Source organism: Photobacterium sp. 53610 (assembly GCF_036409375.1).
GTDB lineage: Bacteria > Pseudomonadota > Gammaproteobacteria > Enterobacterales > Vibrionaceae > Photobacterium.
The window spans coordinates 1-17,788 of the sequence record NZ_JAXOFS010000011.1; the positions used below are offsets into that span (position 1 = coordinate 1).

Here is a 17,788-nt window from a genome sequence, read left to right on the forward strand (position 1 = left end):
CTTCAATTAGAATTTTGTTGCCTTTCCGAAGAAAAGCGGCTCAGTGATTACTGATAAATTGACTGTGCCGGTAACCCTTTCGAAAAAGTGCTACCAATTGGTCACTCAGTTCACTGATAAAATCTTTTTGACTGTATCATTGTCGAGTGCCCACACAGATTGCATGGTCAAATTGTTAAAGAACGTTGACTCAACGTTTATCTCGTTGGTCAGAGGCTGCGTATAATACCGAGCCTTTTTTCTTAGTCAAGCATTATTTTTAAAATAATTTTCAAAAACCTTCTTAACCAAGCCCTCACTAAGGAAAACATCAAAGTTTAAAGCTTTGAATCAATTCTCAAGTGAGGATGCGCATTTTTCAAAAAGAAAAAACACTGTCAACCAGATTTTTCTCTATTTTTGCGCTCCTTTCAGTTCACCACAAGTTATACACAAGTTACGAAGAACTTATTCAAACACTGTCTTGCCCTGTCAGTGAGGCGGCATTATAGGGAGTAATTCAGATGCAGCAAGTGTTTTTTTATTATTTTATTACGAAAGGCGATCTTTTGACCCGAACCAGCCAAAAAACACAGAAAAGCAGCAATAACGGTATTCAGAAAGAAAACGACGCGTTTTGTACGAGTCCAGAGATGCAGATATTCCCGCTATATAGAGACTGATAAAGGAGAGGTTCAATACAAAAAAGTCCGCCGTGATACCCGGCGGACAGAGTCGATTACTTGTAAGAAACAAGAAAGAAAGGATTCAACAACTCCTCACGATGATATTGCAGGGGTGCGTCGTTCAATAAAGTGACCTTCGCGCCTGCACTTTCTGCGATACACTGCCCTGCAGCGGTATCCCACATCATGGTTGGTCCCAAACGCGGATAGAATTGTGCCCGTCCTTCAGCAACCAGGCAGAACTTCAGAGATGATCCCACTTCCGTCATCTTATGCTGGCCCAGCTTTTCCAAAAAGTCAGCCATATCCGGGCTGGGATGAGAGCGGCTTCCGACCACTGTCGGGACGATTGCTTCTCTGGTTCGGATCGGTTCACGTCCGCCTTTTGTTTGCATCCAGGCTTGATGACTGTCGCCCAGCCAGGATTTATCCAGCGCCGGCGCATGGACAACCGCCAGTACCGGCCTTCCCTGCTTTATTAATGCAATATTCACGGTGAACTCTCCGTTTCTGCGGAGGAACTCTTTCGTTCCGTCCAGCGGATCCACCAGCCAGAAGGATTCCCAGTGTTGACGCTGTTCCCATTCGGTATGGGCCGACTCTTCAGAAAGAATGGGGATCTCAGGGGTCAGTTCTGACAAGTGACGAACAATCACTGCGTTCGCGGCCAGATCCGCTTCCGTCACAGGGCTACTGTCTGCCTTTTCTTCAACCTGAACATTGCTGTGATAGAAATCCATAATGACTTGCCCGGCTTCCAGGGCAATCTGGTAAACAGACTCCAGTAGTGCGCTCACGCTTGACTCCTTGTCTTATATAATACGGCGTTGCTTTAACGCTTCCATGCACAGAGTGACCAGCGTATCCACTGATGTATCTCCCGCGTGAAGATGAATCTCTGGCGTTTCAGGCGGCTGATACTCCGAGTCGATGCCGGTAAAATCTTTAATCTCACCAGCCCGGGCTTTTTTATACAGACCTTTCGGATCCCGCTTTTCACACTCGGCTAATGGTGTATCAACAAAAACTTCGATGAACTCGCCTTCAGGCAAAAGATCCCTTACCAGTTGACGTTCAGCACGGTGAGGAGAAATAAATGCGGTCAAGACGATCAGTCCGGCATCCGCCATCAGTTTTGCCACTTCACCGATGCGGCGGATATTCTCTTTCCGATCCTCTGATGAGAAGCCGAGATCCTTACACAGCCCATGACGAACGTTATCACCATCCAGCAGGTACGTATGAAATCCCTGACCCGCAAGACGATTTTCCAATGCGCCTGCAACTGTCGACTTGCCTGCACCACTCAATCCGGTAAACCAGAGCACACAAGGTTTCTGATTTTTCAACTGAGCACGCTGTGCTTTATCTGTCTGGTGATTGTGCCAGACCACGTTTTCATTTTCATGGGATTGAACGACAGCGGTCATTGTACACTCCGTTGCTAAAACACATTAAAAAGGGAAAAACTGCGGGATCAGGGTCAGTACGACCGCTGAATACATAATAGAAAAAGGCAGTCCGATTCTCAGATAGTCACGCAGTTTGTAATTACCTACGGTATAAACGAGCAGATTCGTCTGGTAACCATAAGGTGATATAAAGCTGGCGCTGGCCCCAAACAGAACGGCCATAATAAACGGCATCGGATCAACACCGTAACTCAGTGCCAGGCTGTAAGCCAACGGGAATGATAAAGCCGCGGCTGCATTGTTGGTTACCAGCTCGGTCATCAGTAAGGTCAGCAGATACACGGCCACTAACCCGCCGTAAACACCCCAGCCGTTAAAAGATGTCATCATCAGGTTACCCATCCGCTCAGACAGGCCGCTGGTCAGCATTAACTGCGCTAACGATAATGCTGAACCAACAATGACAACAATATCAATTGGGAAGCGACGGCGAATTTCAGCAAAACTGATAATGCCGGTTGCCAGCAGAACCAGCAGATAACCAGCCAGCCCTTTAATCAGCGGCAGAATATCCAGTAAAGCGGCTGCGATGACGGCAACGAAACCACCCAAAACCGCCATGCTTTTTGAACTGTCCAGACGGGCGCTGGAGTCCAGGCCATTAATCAGAACAAACTCGCGGTTCAGCGTTTGTTTTTTCTCCTGAAAGGTCTTCCCGGGAACAATCACCAGCGTATCTCCCGGATGCAGCTCTATATTGCCTAACCCGCCCGCCAAACGTTCATGCCCGCGACGAATCGCAACTACAACAGCATCAAAGCGCTCACGGAACCGGACATCTTTGAGAGATTTACCCCGGATCCCCGCGGAATGACTGACAATCACTTCCATCATCGACTGACCATTCAGATGATGCTGGCCGAATAGCTTTAACCCTTCAATTTCCTGCAGAGTTGTGACACTTTCGACATCGCCGCAAAACAGCAGATTATCACCGGCGTGCAATACCGTATCCGGACAGACGGGCGCAATGGTTTGGCCATCCCGGATAATTTCAGCCAGAAACAGACGTCGCAGGGCACGCAAACCATTTTCTGCCACCGTTTTCCCGGCCAGCGGTGAAGTCTCAGTGATCCTGGCTTCCAGAAAATAAGGCAGTTCATCCTGATTGCTGTCGTCATAATTCGGCAGCAGGTGGCTCAAAGGCACCAGAACCGCCAGACCAGTCAGTAAAACCGCCAGCCCGATCATCGAAGGGGCAAAAAATCCCAAACTGGGTAAACCCGCATCTTCAACGAAGCTGTTAACGATTAAATTTGTCGAGGTACCAATCAAAGTCAGGGTACCGCCTAAAATGGCGGTATATGACAGCGGGATCAACAGGCGTGACGGCGCATGACGCTGATTGCGTTTTACCGCACCAATCAGTGACACCACCACAGCCGTATTATTGGTAAAAGAAGACAGAAACGCCGTCGACAGGCCAAGTTTGGCGACGACCGACGTTTGTCCTCCCTGAGAGATCTGGCGCCCGACCCAACTGATCAGGCGCGTTTTTTCCAGTGCAATAGAAACAAGGATCAACAAAACCAGAGTCAGCAACGACGCATTCGTGAAGTTACCAGCCAGGGTCGACAGCTCGATCATCCCGGTTTGAAAGCCGACAAAAGCCGCGCCTGCGAACAGAAATGCAGGTTTAATCCTGGTGGTGATCAGACAGGTAATGATCACCACCAGCATGGCAAGTACCAGGGCTTGTTCCCATGCCATAGGCAGTTACCCCAGCAACTTACTGAGATCTTTGGCACCCCAGTGCGGGAAGTGCTTACGGATCAGGGCATTCAGTTCGACTTCAAACGCACTGTAACCGTGCTGAGCCGGTGCCGATTCTGCCAGTGCTTCCCGCACCATACCGGCACCCACAGTCACATTGGTCAGACGGTCGATCAGAATGAAGCCACCGGTGTCAGCGCAATCCTGGTATGAATCAATCGCAATCGACTCATTCAGCGAAACTTCACACAAGCCGATCCCGTTCAGGGGCAGCACATCTGTACTGAAGGTTTCCAGATTGTTGATATCCACCTGATGACGAATCGCACTCACCGAACCCACCGTTTTCTTACCTGCGACTTTGATGTCGTACTGACGGCCGGATTCCAGTGGCGCCTCAGCCATCCAGACAATATCAGCCAGAAGCTGGTTACTCAGCGGCACTGTATCTTCCGCGTGAACAATAGTGTCACCACGGCTGATATCAATTTCGTCGTTCAGTGTCAGCGTGATTGCCTGACCTGAATGCGCTTCAGCCAGATCACCATCGAAAGTGACAATGCGGGCAACGGTTGATGTCTTACCGGACGGCAGCACTTTCACGGCATCTCCGACTTTGACTGTGCCTGAAGCCAGTGTGCCGGCGAAGCCGCGGAAATCCAGATTCGGACGGTTCACATACTGAACCGGAAAGCGCAGTTCGCCATCATCTTTCTTATTAACTTCCACGTCTTCCAGTAATGACAGCAGCGACTCCCCCTGATACCAGGGCGTCTGTTCACTGAGCGTCACAACGTTATCTCCGTCCAGTGCAGACAGGGGCACCAGCTGGATGTTGATATCCGCATTCAGTTTTTCTGCGAATGCCAGATAGTCATCGCGGATCTGCTCAAAACGCGCTTGCTCGAAGCCCACCAGATCCATTTTATTCACGGCAACCACGAACTGACGGATCCCCAGCAGGCTGGCGATATAAGAATGACGACGGGTCTGATCCAGCACGCCTTTCCGGGCGTCGATCAGAATCACCGCCACATCACAGGTTGAGGCACCGGTCGCCATATTGCGGGTGTACTGCTCATGTCCCGGCGTGTCGGCAATAATGAATTTGCGTTTCTGCGTCGAGAAATAACGGTAAGCAACATCAATGGTGATGCCCTGCTCACGCTCCGCCTGCAGGCCGTCCACCAGCAAAGCCAGATCCGGTTTGCTGCCCGTGGTGCCTACTTTCTGGCTGTCCGCATGAATTGCCGCCAGCTGATCTTCATAAATCTGCTGAGAATCATGCAGCAGACGGCCAATCAGCGTACTTTTGCCATCATCGACTGAACCGCAGGTCAGGAAACGAAGCAGAGACTTGTTCTGGTGCTGATCGAGATAGGCTTCAATGCCCAGCTCAGCCACTTGTTGTTGAATTGCACTGTTCATGTCCCGACTCCTTAGAAATAACCCTGACGTTTCTTCAATTCCATGGAACCAGACTGATCGTGGTCGATCGCCCGTCCCTGACGCTCACTGGAGGTCGCGACCAGCATTTCTTCAATGATTTCCGGCAGAGTACCAGCCTCAGATTCAATCGCGCCGGTCAGCGGGTAGCAGCCCAGCGTACGGAAACGAACACTCTTCTGCTGGATCTCTTCGCCCGGACGCAGTTTCATACGGTCATCATCGACCATGATCAGCATGCCGTCGCGCTCAACGACAGGACGTACCTGAGACAGATACAGCGGCACAATCTCAATGCCTTCCAGATAGATGTATTGCCAGATATCCAGCTCGGTCCAGTTGGACAGCGGGAACACACGGATACTTTCGCCTTTATTGATCTGGCCATTATAGGTCCGCCACAATTCAGGACGCTGGTTCTTCGGATCCCAGGTATGGTTTTTGTCACGGAAAGAATACACACGCTCTTTCGCACGGGATTTCTCTTCGTCACGACGGGCACCGCCGAAGGCAGCATCAAAGCCGTATTTGTTCAGTGCCTGCTTCAGGCCCTGAGTTTTCATGATGTCCGTATGCTTGGAAGAACCATGCTCAAACGGGCTGATTCCCATCGCAATCCCTTCCGGATTTTTGTGAACCAGCAGGTCAAATCCGTATTTTTTTGCTGTGGCATCACGAAACTCGATCATCTCGCGGAATTTCCAGTCAGTATCGACGTGCAGCAGCGGGAACGGGATTTTTCCCGGATAAAAAGCTTTACGGGCCAGGTGCAGCATCACCGAAGAATCTTTACCGATGGAGTACATCATCACTGGGTTATCGAACTCAGCGGCGACTTCACGGATGATATGAATACTCTCCGCTTCGAGCTGCTTAAGGTGGGTAAGGCGTTTCGGATCCATCTTTCTCTCCATGTTAAGCCAGGCTCACGACAGCGGGGTGTGGTTGCCCTTGTTGTTCCTGCTTTCCGAACCAATGTAATTTCTGCGCGAGGTTCACCACTTCACCCACCACAATGAGTGACGGTGATTCCGCGTGCTCTGCCAGCTGAGCCAGTTCACTCAGCTGACCTTTGTAAATTTTTTGCGATGCCTGTGTGCCTCTCTCAATGATAGCGATCGGCGTTTCTGCTGCCCGGCCATGTTCAATCAGCTGTTGCTGGATATGACTCGATTTCATCAGGCCCATATAGATCACCAGCGTCTGCTTGCCGCGCGCCAGTGTTGACCAGTCGAGGGTATCGCTGTCCGGCTTGGTGTGACCGGTAATAAACAGGGCACTCTGAGCGTAATCGCGATGTGTCAGCGGAATACCGGCATAGGCGGTCGCGCCGGCAGCAGCGGTAATTCCGGGTACGACCTGGAACGGAATCCCGGCATCGAACAGCACTTCCAGTTCTTCACCACCGCGTCCAAACATGAAAGGATCACCGCCTTTGAGGCGCACGACTCGTTTCCCCTGACTGGCATATTCCACCAGCAGGCGATTGGTTTCTTCCTGAGGCACACTATGGAAACCAGCACGTTTGCCCACGCATACCAGCTCAGCATCACGACGGACCAGATCCATGATTTCATCAGAGACTAAATAGTCATAGAGCACCACATCGGCCTGCTGCATCAGCTGCAGGGCACGCAGTGTCAGTAAACCTGCATCTCCCGGACCCGCACCAATCAGGGCCACCTGGCCCTGCGTGGCAACGTGCTGGGACTGACGGATCAGTTCTTGCTCGGCTTCCTGCTCTCTGCCTGCCGCAACCAGTTCCGCAAAGCGACCATCAAAGGCCTGCTCCCAGAACAATCGGCGTGCCGTCAGGCTTTGAACGGTATTTTTCAGGCGATCCCGGAAATTTCCCGCCAGTGACGCCATTTTGCCGAGGTGCTGAGGCAGCAGTGCCTCCAGCTTCTCCCGGACCAGACGGGCCAGCACCGGCGCTTTACCAGAAGAGGAAATCGCAACAATAATCGGGGAACGATCGACTATCGACGGAACGATAAAACTGCAGCGCTGGGTGTCATCCACCACATTCACCAGTACCTGGCGTTGATTGGCAGACTGGTACACCAGTGCATTGATGGCTTTGCGATCCGTTGCTGCGATCGCCAGGAAGATGCCGTCGAGATGGTCAGGCGTAAATTGATCAGCCAGAAGCGTCACCTGACCGTTTTTGACCGCCTGTTGAAAATCTGCATTCAGCTCAGGAGCAATCACACGGACGTCGGCACCGGCTTTCAGCAGCATCCGGGTTTTACGCCAGGCCACTTCTCCTCCACCTACTACCAGGCATGGACGACGCTTTAAATCGGCAAAAATTGGTAAATAGTCCATAGTCGCTGCTCATACTCGCTGTAATTAACAGCACTATAGACGGGGCAAGATATTACCTGAAATTCTAAAATTTCATTTTTTATTCCCAAAAGTTTAGCTTGCTCTACTTTCAGGAATTTCAGGAAGCATGGGCATGGTTTCGGCCTGAGAGATGGGGTAACACCCTATAAAACAACTCTTTTTTCGGCTCAACGCTTACGGTGATTGCTTATCTTATGCCTTTCTGTTCTAACGCTGAGGTACTCCTGAGGCGAGCTCCGTGCCGATCAGAGCCGCCCACATCTTCAACAGGTTACATCTGCAGCAAACGAAACTCGTGTCACATATCTGACAAGCACTTGCAATTCAGGAACTGTATTTTTGCTACCTTTAGCGCGTTCCTATTGTTCATAACACGGTGAAAATCATGCCCTTAAGAGCCAAACCACTTTCCATCGCCGTACTGGGTGCCCTGCTGACTACGGCAGGTCCTGCACTGGCAGACACCATTCAGCTGCGTATCCTCGAAACAACTGACATTCACGCCAATGTCATGGACTACGACTACTACAAAGATAAGGCCACAGAGAAAACCGGTCTGGTACGCACTGCAACGCTTGTCGAGCAAGCCAGAAAGGAAGTGACCAACAGTGTGCTGGTCGATAACGGCGACCTGATTCAAGGCAGCCCGATGGGCGATTACATGGCCGGTAAAGGGCTCAAAGCTGGTGATGTTCACCCCGTGTATAAAGCCATGAATCAGCTGAATTACGAAGTGGGGAACATCGGAAACCACGAGTTCAACTATGGCCTGGACTTCCTGAAAACGGCCCTGTCTGGGGCAAATTTCCCGTATATCAATGCCAACGTTTATGACCTCAAGACAGGCAAAAACCTCTTCAAGCCATACCTGATTAAAACCTACCGCCTGAAAGATACAGACGGGAATGAGCATGACATCAAAATTGGCTACATCGGTTTTGTCCCGCCACAAATTCTGATCTGGGATAAAAAGAACCTGGAAGGCAAAGTCGAAGCGAACGATATCAAGCAGACCGCTGAATATTTTGTGCCGAAGATGAAAGCCGAAGGCGCGGATGTGATCGTGGCAATCCCCCACTCAGGCGTCTCTGCCGACCCATACCATGCCATGGCTGAAAACTCGGTGTACTACCTCACCGAAGTCAAAGGCATTGATGCCATTGCCTTTGGTCATTCTCATGCCGTGTTCCCGAGCAAAACTTTCGCCAGCCTGCCGCAGACTGATCTTGCCTCCGGTACCATCAACGGCGTGCCGTCGGTCATGCCGGGCCGCTGGGGCGATCACCTGGGCGTGATCGACCTGGTGCTGACGCAACAAAACGGAAAATGGGCAGTGACACAAGGCCAGACCGAAGCCCGCCCGATCTTTGAAAACGGCAAATCTCTGGTGGCAGCCGACCGCAAATTGCTGGCAGCCGTCGCCGATGACCATAAAAATACCCGTAGCTTCGTCAATCAGCCGATCGGTAAAGCCAGCGATGTGATGTACAGCTATCTGGCACTGGTTCAGGATGATCCGACCGTGCAAATCGTCAACATGGCACAGAAGGATTATGTGGAACGCTTTATTCAGGGCGATCCGAATCTGGACGGAATTCCGGTTCTGTCGGCAGCGGCGCCGTTCAAAGCCGGTGGCCGGGCCAATGATCCGGGCAACTACACCGAAGTAGAAGCCGGTCAGCTGACTTTCCGTAATGCAGCCGATCTTTATCTTTATCCGAATACCCTGGTCGCCCTGAAAGTGACCGGAAAAGAAGTCAAGGAATGGCTGGAATGTGCTGCCGGCCAGTTCAATCAGATTGACCTGACCTCCAGTGCCCCGCAGTCGCTGATCAACTGGGAAGACTTCCGCACCTATAACTTTGATGTGATTGACGGCGTTCAGTATCAGATTGATGTATCACAACCCGCACGGTATGACGGTAACTGTCAGCTGATCAATCCAAAATCAGAGCGCATCAGTCAGCTGACGTATCAGGGGAAAGCCATCGACCCGGCGCAGCCATTTATGATTGCCACCAACAATTACCGGGCTTACGGCGCGAAATTTGCCGGGACCGGTGAGCAGTATGTCGCCTTCTCGGCCCCGGATGAAAACCGCACCGTTCTGGCAAACTACATCAGCCGGGTCAGTAAAGACAAAGGACAGGTCGTACCGAGTGCCGATAACAACTGGCGTTTTGCCCCGCTGAAGAGCGCAACCAAGCTGGATATCCGCTTTGAAACCTCGCCAAGCACCAAAGCCAGCGACTTTATCAAAGTGAAAGGCCAGTATCCGATGAAGCAGGTTTCAACCAACGCTGAAGGCTTTGCGGTTTACAGGATTGATCTGCAAGGCTGAGTCTGACCGCTCACCTCATTGAATACCGCGACACTTGTCGCGGTATTTTTTGATAAGCTTTCATTAAACCATCACCAACGACGCACCATCATGACCTCACCACTCGCGCAATTTCTTGAACTGCACGGGGCCGATCCGGCCACCATTGAACAGGCTTTAAATCTGGCTGAAACGCTGGAGTTACCGACCCGGCATATTCTGATCAATCAGGGTGAACTGGCAACTCAGGCCTTTTTCCTGCTCGACGGCCTTTGTCATGCCTGTTATCTCACGGCGGAAGGAGATGCGATCACCCGTGACTTTTACTGGGAACAGGAACTGCTCATCGGCTTTGAAAGCCTGCTGACGGAAGAAGGCTCACCTTATCTGCTGGAAACGCTGTCGGCCTGCCAGATCCTGACGCTGCCCACAGAACTGATCCTCAGCTGGCGTGCACACTGCCCTGAGCTTTATATCGCGCTGACTGAAAGACAACTGCTGTTCCGGGAGCAAAAAGAACAATTCATGCGGCTTTACAGTCCGGCCCGACGATATGCGTTATTCACCGAAAGCCTGGGAGAACTGGCCGACGCAATTTCCGAACCACAACTGGCTTCCTTTCTGGATCTCTCCCTGAGTCAGCTCAGCAGTCTGAAACGGCACCTGCATAAACCATCATCTCAGTAATCCGGGGATTGCATCGCCAGCCGTCACCCCATATTCTGATTGATGATAAATGTATTGATAAAGAGGACAAAGGATGCAATGGCAATGCCTTGGGTTTGACCAGCTCACGACGGATCAACTTTATGACATCCTGAAACTCCGGGTCGATGTTTTCGTGGTGGAGCAGAACTGTCCTTACCCGGAAATTGACGGCCACGACCGAGTTCAAGGCACCTACCATGTCGTCGCTTATGAAAATGGCATGCTGATGGCTTACCTGAGACTATTACCGGCCGGATTGACTTATGACGGTGTCAGCATTGGCCGGGTGATCACTTCAGAATCTGCAAGAGGCCGGGGGCTGGGCAGCGAACTGCTCCGTCAGGGACTAGCTTACGCCGAGCAGCTGTGGCCGGGAGAGAACATTGAGATTGGTGCACAGTCACACCTGCAAAGCTATTACAACCGCTTTGGCTTCACCGCCTTTTCCGAAGAATACCTGGAAGATGGGATCCCTCACATTGATATGCGGCTGACCAAAAATCAGTCCGCCGTCTGAGATCAGCCCCGGCTATTCCAGAAATAGCCGGGGCTGTGATTATTGGCCGCGGGCAAAACTGCCGTCAGAGCGACGGAAGAACATCACCGGATCGCCGCTGCGGCTTTCAATCTGCAACACATCCAGATCGCCATTGGACCGTTGTTTGTAACGCATCAGTTGACCCGATTTGATCTGGCTCAGCGGCTTATCTTTCCCTTCGATGGCCGCAATCGCGTACAGATCTGTCAGCGGCAGGGAACGGGCACGGAAAATCGTCGCCAGAGTTTCACCCTGCTTCACTTCATAGCTCTGCCAGCCTGCCGATGCCGACGAAGTCACCTGAGTCTGAGGCTGCTCAATGGATGAACGGCCGGGCTCCGGACGGACCGGTGATGGCGGTTCCGGACGCTGTCCGACCGGTAAACGGGGCGCTTCTCCGAGATTCAGATCCACTTCCTGACGAACCGGCTGGTTGCCGGGAATATTGAGTTCAGGTTCTGAAGCAGGCAGCAGCAACAGGATGAAGACAACCGGTACCAGCACCATGAGTGCTCTGCGGTGAAACACAGGCATCTGCTGCCAGTAAGGTGCAACATGCTGTCTGGCCATCTGCCATTTCGCCTGACACGCCGCACGCCAGTTCAGATCACCGAGCCGGTTTTTCCATTCTGCCCACGGCACCTTGGGCAGTGCCGGTGCTGTTTTTTTCCTGTTACGGCGTTTCGCTTGTCCCATAACAACTACTCTCCATCACTCTGCGCCAAAACTTCGGGATCACGCTTTGTTGCGACCCCTGTTCACAAAAGTTTACCCCTGAGGGCTGAAACTGTTATCCTGCCCGCTTAATTCACTCGACATAAAGAGACGACACTATGTCTGACGTTAAACTAGATACAGTTGAAACTAAAGCGAGCTACGGTATTGGTCTGCAAATGGGCCAGCAGCTTGCTCAAAGCGGCCTGGAAGGCCTGAACGTTGCTGCTATCGCCAAAGGCATCGCAACCTCGCTGACTGGTGACATGCCAGAAATTCCTGTCGACGAGATCAACAACGCGCTGCGTGACCTGCACACCCGTGCGGAAGAAGCTCGTCAGGAGCAAGCAAAAGCCGCTGCAGCTGAAGGCGAAGCCTTCCTCAAAGATAACGCACTGCGCCCTGAAGTAACAGTCACTGACTCTGGTCTGCAGTACGAAGTTCTGGTTGAAGGCAACGGCGAAATCCCAACGTCTGACAAACAAGTCCGTGTTCACTACCACGGCGAACTGACTGACGGCACTGTGTTCGACAGCTCCGTAACCCGCGGTCAGCCTGCAGAGTTCCCGGTTACCGGCGTTATCGCTGGTTGGGTTGAAGCCCTGCAAATGATGCCTGTCGGCTCGAAGTGGAAACTGTACATCCCGCAAAACCTGGCCTACGGCGAGCGTGGTGCCGGTGCAGCGATTCCTCCTTTCGCAGCGCTGGTCTTCGAAGTTGAGCTGCTGGACATTCTGTAAGTCCTGCCGCCTTCTCAGAAAAAACGGTGCTTCGGCGCCGTTTTTTTGTCTCATATCAATCACATGCCCTGACAATAAACTGACAAAGTGCCCTCTTTTTTCTTTTCCCGTCTACGCTTAGAGTAGCTGTGGCTTCCCCCGCGGGAAAACCTGATAACGATTCTAAGGAGAACACTATGATCCGAGCTTTAGTCCAACGCATGTGGCTGGTTGCGTTACCTTTAATGGCCTCTCTGGCCATCACCCCTGCTGCCCACGCCTTCAGTCTTTCCGACATTTTCGGCGGCGGTGACGACAAAATGGAAGCACTGGCCGACAACCCCCTTGCCAGCATGCTCACCGACCAGCTGGGCGTCAGCACTGAACAGGCTGCGGGCGGTGCCGGTGCACTGCTGTCCATGGCTGCCAGCCAGTTGAGCGGCGATCAGGCTTCTGAACTGACCAAACTGATCCCCGGTTCCGAAAACCTGATGGATGCGATTCCGGCAGGTCTGGGCGGCATGCTGAACAACATGGATGCGCTGGGCCCGGTATTCACCGCTTTAGGCTTGGACGCAAGCATGATCAGCCAGTTCGTTCCGATTATCACTCAATTCCTGGGCACCCAGGGCGCCAGTGCGGGCCTGATTGATACCCTGACCAAAATCTGGACACCCGCTGGCTAACTGACCCAAGTCAGACAACGGGCGAGCGTAACGAGTTCACTCATTTCAGCTGTCAGACGCAGGTCAATTTTCTGATTCTCAAATAAAAAAACCTGACCGGTTTCCCGGTCAGGTTTTTTCATATCTGCAATGTAAAGTACGACGGTTCAGGCTCGGGCTTAAATACCGGAACCATCGCTCTCCACGTCATTTTCGTGCAGGCCGCATTCCCGTTTCAGACCGAAGAAGCGCGTGTCTTCTTCTTTCATTCCCGGTTCCCACTTCGCCGTGGTATGCACATCGCCCATAGAGCGGTATCCCTGCTCTCGCAGCGGGTGATAAGGCAAATCATGCTTCATCAGATACGCATCAATATCCTGCTCGGTCCAGTCGATCAGCGGCAGAAACTTGAACTTCCCGTTCTGAATCGCCAGTACCGGCAGTGTTGCACGGGAGGACGACTGCTCACGGCGCAGACCGGAGAACCAGGTATTCACCTGCAGCTCATCCAGCGCACGGCGCATCGGCTCCACCTTGTTGATCTTATTGTATTGCTTGATGCCTTCCACACCCTGCGTCCACAACTGACCATAACGGGCTTCCTGCCAGGCCGGATTCAGTTCAGCACGATAAACCTTCAGGTTCAGCGACAAGCGCTCGGTCAGAAAATCGATGAACTGATACGTTTCCGGGAACAGATAACCGGTATCCGTCAGGATCACCGGAATATTCGGTGATTCCTGCGTGACCAGATGCAGCATCACAGCAGACTGAATGCCGAAACTGGACGCCAGCGCATAATTGCCGTCAAGAAATTCCAGCGCCCAGCGAACCCGCTCCCGGGCGGTCATCTGCTCCAGCTCGGCGTTAATTTCCGCCAGCTGAAGGATCTGCTCAACTTTCGTTGCATTCAGCAGATCCGCCAACGCATATTTAGGCATAAAAATCCCTCACAGAGACCTCAACCGGAGCGATGATGCCAGCGCGAATGGTAAAATCACCAAACCCTTCACCGGCTTCCCGCTCAGTCGCCCAGCGGCCGACCAGTTGGTCTAACTCAGTCATGATTTCATCAACCGTGATGTTTTCACGGTACATCTTCGGAATACGCGTCCCGTTTACATTCCCGCCCAGATGCAGGTTGTAACGGCCCGGCGCTTTACCCACCAGACCAATTTCCGCCAGCATGGCGCGGCCACAACCGTTCGGACAGCCGGTGACCCGCAAAATGATGTGCTCATCCTTGCTCAGACCATGTTTTGCCAGCAGACCTTCGAAATCAGTGACGAAATCAGGCAAGAAGCGCTCGGCTTCGGCCATCGCCAGCGGACAGGTCGGCAGTGACACACAAGCCATCGAATTCTGACGCTGAACGCTGACACCGTCGTCGATCAGGCCGTGAGCACGGGCGATCTGCTCGATCGTCGCTTTGTCTTCCGGCGCCACACCGGCAATAATCAGGTTCTGGTTAGACGTCATGCGGAAATCCCCTTTATGGATCTTCGCAATCTCAGCCACACCGGTTTTCAGCGGCTTGTCCGGATAATCCAGCAGACGGCCGTTTTCAATAAACAGCGTCAGGTGGTACTTCCCATCAATGCCGTTGACCCAGCCAAAACGATCGCCACGGCCGGTAAATTCATACGGGCGGCTTTCTTCGAATGCCACACCCGCACGTTTCTCAACCTCAGCTTTGAACACGTCAACACCCACACGATCCAGCGTGTACTTGGTTTTCGCATTCTTCCGGTTTGAACGGTTCCCCCAGTCACGCTGCGTGGTCACAACGGCTGCGGCAACATCCAGAGTTTTCTCCAGCGGCACAAAACCGAAGTCGTCAGCACGTCGCGGATACGTCGCAGTGTCGCCGTGCGTCATCGCCAGACCGCCGCCAACCAGCACGTTAAAGCCGACCAACTGACCGTTTTCCGCAATCGCAACGAAGTTCAGGTCGTTCGCGTGGACATCCACATCATTCTGCGGCGGGATCACGACCGTGGTCTTGAATTTACGCGGCAGATAGTTCGAGCCCAGAATCGGCTCTTCATCTTTATGGCCTTCCAGCTTCTCACCATTCAGCCAGATTTCCGCGTAGGCGCGAGTTTTCGGCAGCAGATGCTCACTGATTTTCTTAGCCCACTCGTACGCCTGCTGGTGCAGCTCAGACTCAACCGGGTTCGAGGTACACAGAACGTTCCGGTTTACGTCCCCGGCGGTCGCAATCGAGTCGATGCCGTAGTCGTTCAGCGTCTGATGCATCAGTTTGATGTTCGGTTTCAACACACCATGAAACTGGAACGTCTGGCGGGTGGTCAGACGGATACTGCCGTACATGGTTTTGTCCTGCGAGAACTGATCAATCGCCAGCCATTGTTTTGGCGTGATGATCCCGCCCGGCATCCGGGCACGCAGCATCACGTTATGCAGCGGTTCCAGTTTCTGCTTCTGACGCTCAGGGCGAATATCGCGGTCATCCTGCTGATACATGCCGTGGAAACGGATCAGCTGGAAGTTGTCTGCGGTAAAGCCACCGGTAATGCGGTCCTGAAGATCCTCTGCAATAGTCCCGCGCAGGAAGTCACTTTCGCGTTTCAGACGTTCGTTATCGGACAGTTTCTCAGTCATTAGTACACATCCTTCTGGTAGCGTTTGGCTTTACGCAAATCATTCAAATATTGCTCTGCATCTTCACGGCTCTTGCCGCCCTGCTGCTCGGCCACAGTGATCAGTGCTTCATGCACGTCTTTGGCCATCCGGTTCGCGTCACCACAGACATAAAGATGGGCGCCATCCTGCAGCCATTGCCATACTTCCGCCGCGTTCTCCAGAATGCGGTGCTGGACATAAACTTTTTCTTGCTGGTCACGGCTGAAAGCCACGTCCAGTCGGGACAGAACACCGTCTTTCAGGTATTTCTGCCACTCCACCTGATACAGGAAATCATCCGTAAAGGTGCGATCGCCGAAGAACAGCCAGTTTTTCCCTTCTGCGTCACGGTTATCCCGTTCCTGGATAAACGCACGGAAAGGTGCAATACCCGTTCCCGGACCAATCATGATCACCGGCGTATTATCATCAGCCGGCAATTTGAAGTTGTTGTTGCCTTCCACAAAAACCCGGACATTCGCGCCTTCTTCCAGACGGTGTGCCAGATAACCTGAGGCCCCGCCGAAGCGGCTTTCTTCGCCCTGCTGGTATTCCACCAGACCGACTGTCAGATGCACTTCCTCACCCACTTCTTCCTGGCTGGAAGCAATGGAGTACAGCCGCGGCGTCAGACGGCGCAGCAAACCTTGCAGCTGTTCGGCCGTCAGCTCAGTTTTCTTCTCGGCAAAGACATCAATCACCTGAGTGTTTGCCGCGTATTCGCGCAGTTTGTCTTTGTCTTCTACCAGTTTCAGCAGTTTTTTACTGCCGGACAGTTCAGCGAATTTTTTCACCAGTTGCGGGTTGGCAGCCGTGATTTCATATTTGCTGACCAGTGCGTCTTTCAGGCTCAGGGTTGCACCGTCCACCTCGACACTTACATCAGCGCTCAGGCCAACCTTGGCGGCCAGAGCTTCAGCCAGTGCCGGATCATTGTCATACCAGACACCCAGTGCATCACCCGGCTGATAGGTCAGGCCGGACTCACCCAGGTCAATCTCGACATGGCGAACATCCTTGCCTGAATCACGGCCCGTGATCTTCTGGCTCAGCAGCAGCTCAGCCGGATACGGATTTTGCTTGTTGTACTGAGAAACGGCCGCCTGCGCACTCTGCCCGACCGGCAGTTGCACCACTTCCGCATCACCGCCGCCCAGCAGTTCGTCTTTAATGGATTCCAGCGCCTTGGCACGCCATTCGGCAGCAGGTGCATCGTAATCCACATCACAGTCGATCCGATCCACAAAAGGTTTGGCACCCAGCTTGCTCAGATAGCTGTCGAAATCTTTTGCCGTCTGGCAGAAAAATTCATAACTGGAGTCGCCCAGACCCAGCACGGCGTAGTTCAGGTTCGGCAGCTTCGGTGCACGCTTGGACTGCAGAAATTCATGCAGTTCCATGGCGTCATCCGGCGCTTCCCCTTCACCGTGGGTGGAAGCGACAATCACCACATGCGTTTCTTTGGTGAGGTTTTTGCCTTTATAGTCACCGGCTGCAAATACATCCGCCTGAATACCGGCTGCAACTGCTTCCTCCTTCAGCGCCTGAGCCACGCCTTTGGCGTTCCCGGTCTGAGAGGCATAAATAATGGTCAGTTTGCCAGCCGGTTTGGCAGCCACCGCGGCCACAGGCTGACCGGCAGGCTGCTGACCTGCCGACTGGGTTTGACTGAGTCCCCAAAAATAACCGCTGATCCAGGCCAGCTGCTGGGATGACAGTTCTGCGACTGCCTGTTGCAACTGACCAATCTGCTGATCATTGAGAGGGCTGGCTAAAGCCGAGAGTTCCTTAAGTAACATGACACGACGATCCCTTTACATTGCGTAATGGGTA

The 17,788-nt window shown here is 52.7% G+C and carries 15 protein-coding genes; 5 read left to right on the top strand and 10 right to left on the bottom strand.

Going from position 1 to position 17,788, the window contains the following annotated elements; translation table 11 throughout:
- Positions 1–718: 718 nt before the first annotated feature.
- The 6 genes from cysQ to cysG are packed head-to-tail and all read right to left on the bottom strand — an operon-like array spanning position 719 to position 7,624.
- The gene (gene cysQ / locus SPK40_RS19025; RefSeq protein ID WP_330961547.1) at positions 719–1,462 is read right to left on the bottom strand and encodes a 3'(2'),5'-bisphosphate nucleotidase CysQ; all 744 of its coding nucleotides are present in this window, start codon (positions 1,460–1,462) and stop codon (positions 719–721) included.
- Between the two features lie 15 nt (positions 1,463–1,477).
- The gene (cysC, locus tag SPK40_RS19030) at positions 1,478–2,095 is read right to left on the bottom strand and encodes an adenylyl-sulfate kinase (RefSeq protein WP_248144879.1); all 618 of its coding nucleotides are present in this window, start codon (positions 2,093–2,095) and stop codon (positions 1,478–1,480) included.
- A gap of 24 nt (positions 2,096–2,119) precedes the next feature.
- Positions 2,120–3,847 (bottom strand): SLC13 family permease, encoded by a 1,728-nt coding sequence (locus SPK40_RS19035; RefSeq protein WP_330961548.1) that lies wholly within the window; start codon positions 3,845–3,847, stop codon positions 2,120–2,122.
- Between the two features lie 6 nt (positions 3,848–3,853).
- On the bottom strand, positions 3,854–5,278 hold the full coding sequence (gene cysN, locus SPK40_RS19040; RefSeq protein WP_330961549.1) for a sulfate adenylyltransferase subunit CysN: 1,425 nt from the start codon (positions 5,276–5,278) through the stop codon (positions 3,854–3,856).
- An 11-nt stretch (positions 5,279–5,289) separates the two neighbouring features.
- Positions 5,290–6,198 carry a sulfate adenylyltransferase subunit CysD gene (cysD, locus tag SPK40_RS19045; protein WP_330961550.1) on the bottom strand — a complete coding sequence of 303 codons (909 nt, stop codon included), beginning with the start codon at positions 6,196–6,198 and terminating at the stop codon, positions 5,290–5,292.
- Positions 6,199–6,211: 13 nt separating this feature from the next.
- Complete coding sequence (gene cysG, locus SPK40_RS19050) at positions 6,212–7,624, bottom strand: siroheme synthase CysG (protein ID WP_330961551.1); 1,413 nt, start codon at positions 7,622–7,624, stop codon at positions 6,212–6,214.
- Between the two features lie 406 nt (positions 7,625–8,030).
- Between cysG and SPK40_RS19055 the strand changes: the two genes are divergently transcribed.
- The 3 genes from SPK40_RS19055 to SPK40_RS19065 all read left to right on the top strand — a co-directional run bounded on the left by SPK40_RS19055 (position 8,031) and on the right by SPK40_RS19065 (position 11,190).
- Entirely contained in the window at positions 8,031–9,986 is a 1,956-nt protein-coding gene (locus SPK40_RS19055; protein ID WP_330961552.1) for a bifunctional 2',3'-cyclic-nucleotide 2'-phosphodiesterase/3'-nucleotidase, read from the top strand.
- A gap of 90 nt (positions 9,987–10,076) precedes the next feature.
- The gene (locus SPK40_RS19060) at positions 10,077–10,652 is read left to right on the top strand and encodes a Crp/Fnr family transcriptional regulator (RefSeq protein WP_330961553.1); all 576 of its coding nucleotides are present in this window, start codon (positions 10,077–10,079) and stop codon (positions 10,650–10,652) included.
- A 73-nt stretch (positions 10,653–10,725) separates the two neighbouring features.
- Positions 10,726–11,190 (top strand): GNAT family N-acetyltransferase, encoded by a 465-nt coding sequence (locus SPK40_RS19065; RefSeq protein ID WP_330961554.1) that lies wholly within the window; start codon positions 10,726–10,728, stop codon positions 11,188–11,190.
- Positions 11,191–11,229: 39 nt separating this feature from the next.
- Here the strand turns inward: SPK40_RS19065 and SPK40_RS19070 are convergent, their stop codons facing one another.
- Positions 11,230–11,907, bottom strand: a complete 678-nt coding sequence (locus SPK40_RS19070; RefSeq protein ID WP_330961555.1) for a LysM-like peptidoglycan-binding domain-containing protein — start codon at positions 11,905–11,907, stop codon at positions 11,230–11,232.
- 137 nt (positions 11,908–12,044) lie between these two features.
- On the opposite strand from SPK40_RS19070, the gene SPK40_RS19075 reads away from it, so the two are divergent.
- Entirely contained in the window at positions 12,045–12,665 is a 621-nt protein-coding gene (locus SPK40_RS19075) for an FKBP-type peptidyl-prolyl cis-trans isomerase (protein ID WP_248144870.1), read from the top strand.
- Between the two features lie 176 nt (positions 12,666–12,841).
- Positions 12,842–13,330, top strand: coding sequence for a DUF2780 domain-containing protein (locus SPK40_RS19080; protein ID WP_330961556.1), 489 nt, complete (start codon positions 12,842–12,844; stop codon positions 13,328–13,330).
- A gap of 158 nt (positions 13,331–13,488) precedes the next feature.
- Here the strand turns inward: SPK40_RS19080 and SPK40_RS19085 are convergent, their stop codons facing one another.
- Genes SPK40_RS19085 through SPK40_RS19095 form a run of 3 tightly spaced genes read right to left on the bottom strand, consistent with a single transcriptional unit; the run spans position 13,489 to position 17,754 of the window.
- A complete protein-coding gene (locus SPK40_RS19085; RefSeq protein ID WP_248144869.1) occupies positions 13,489–14,250 on the bottom strand; it encodes a phosphoadenylyl-sulfate reductase in 762 nt (253 codons plus the stop codon).
- A complete protein-coding gene (gene cysI, locus SPK40_RS19090) occupies positions 14,243–15,934 on the bottom strand; it encodes an assimilatory sulfite reductase (NADPH) hemoprotein subunit (protein ID WP_330961557.1) in 1,692 nt (563 codons plus the stop codon). The genes SPK40_RS19085 and cysI overlap by 8 nt, the downstream gene beginning before the upstream one ends.
- Entirely contained in the window at positions 15,934–17,754 is a 1,821-nt protein-coding gene (locus SPK40_RS19095) for an assimilatory sulfite reductase (NADPH) flavoprotein subunit (protein ID WP_330961558.1), read from the bottom strand. The genes cysI and SPK40_RS19095 overlap by 1 nt, the downstream gene beginning before the upstream one ends.
- Between the last annotated feature and the right edge of the window lie 34 nt (positions 17,755–17,788).

Excerpts from the sequence above, each read along its gene's own strand:
- cysC (WP_248144879.1), bottom strand. The coding sequence starts at position 2,095 with ATGACCGCTGTCGTTCAATCCCATGAAAATGAAAACGTGGTCTGGCAC.
- SPK40_RS19035 (WP_330961548.1), bottom strand. The coding sequence starts at position 3,847 with ATGGCATGGGAACAAGCCCTGGTACTTGCCATGCTGGTGGTGATCATT.
- cysN (WP_330961549.1), bottom strand. The coding sequence starts at position 5,278 with ATGAACAGTGCAATTCAACAACAAGTGGCTGAGCTGGGCATTGAAGCC.
- cysD (WP_330961550.1), bottom strand. The coding sequence starts at position 6,198 with ATGGATCCGAAACGCCTTACCCACCTTAAGCAGCTCGAAGCGGAGAGT.
- cysG (WP_330961551.1), bottom strand. The coding sequence starts at position 7,624 with ATGGACTATTTACCAATTTTTGCCGATTTAAAGCGTCGTCCATGCCTG.
- SPK40_RS19055 (WP_330961552.1), top strand. The coding sequence starts at position 8,031 with ATGCCCTTAAGAGCCAAACCACTTTCCATCGCCGTACTGGGTGCCCTG.
- SPK40_RS19060 (WP_330961553.1), top strand. The coding sequence starts at position 10,077 with ATGACCTCACCACTCGCGCAATTTCTTGAACTGCACGGGGCCGATCCG.
- SPK40_RS19065 (WP_330961554.1), top strand. The coding sequence starts at position 10,726 with ATGCAATGGCAATGCCTTGGGTTTGACCAGCTCACGACGGATCAACTT.
- SPK40_RS19070 (WP_330961555.1), bottom strand. The coding sequence starts at position 11,907 with ATGGGACAAGCGAAACGCCGTAACAGGAAAAAAACAGCACCGGCACTG.
- SPK40_RS19075 (WP_248144870.1), top strand. The coding sequence starts at position 12,045 with ATGTCTGACGTTAAACTAGATACAGTTGAAACTAAAGCGAGCTACGGT.
- SPK40_RS19080 (WP_330961556.1), top strand. The coding sequence starts at position 12,842 with ATGATCCGAGCTTTAGTCCAACGCATGTGGCTGGTTGCGTTACCTTTA.
- SPK40_RS19085 (WP_248144869.1), bottom strand. The coding sequence starts at position 14,250 with ATGCCTAAATATGCGTTGGCGGATCTGCTGAATGCAACGAAAGTTGAG.
- cysI (WP_330961557.1), bottom strand. The coding sequence starts at position 15,934 with ATGACTGAGAAACTGTCCGATAACGAACGTCTGAAACGCGAAAGTGAC.
- SPK40_RS19095 (WP_330961558.1), bottom strand. The coding sequence starts at position 17,754 with ATGTTACTTAAGGAACTCTCGGCTTTAGCCAGCCCTCTCAATGATCAG.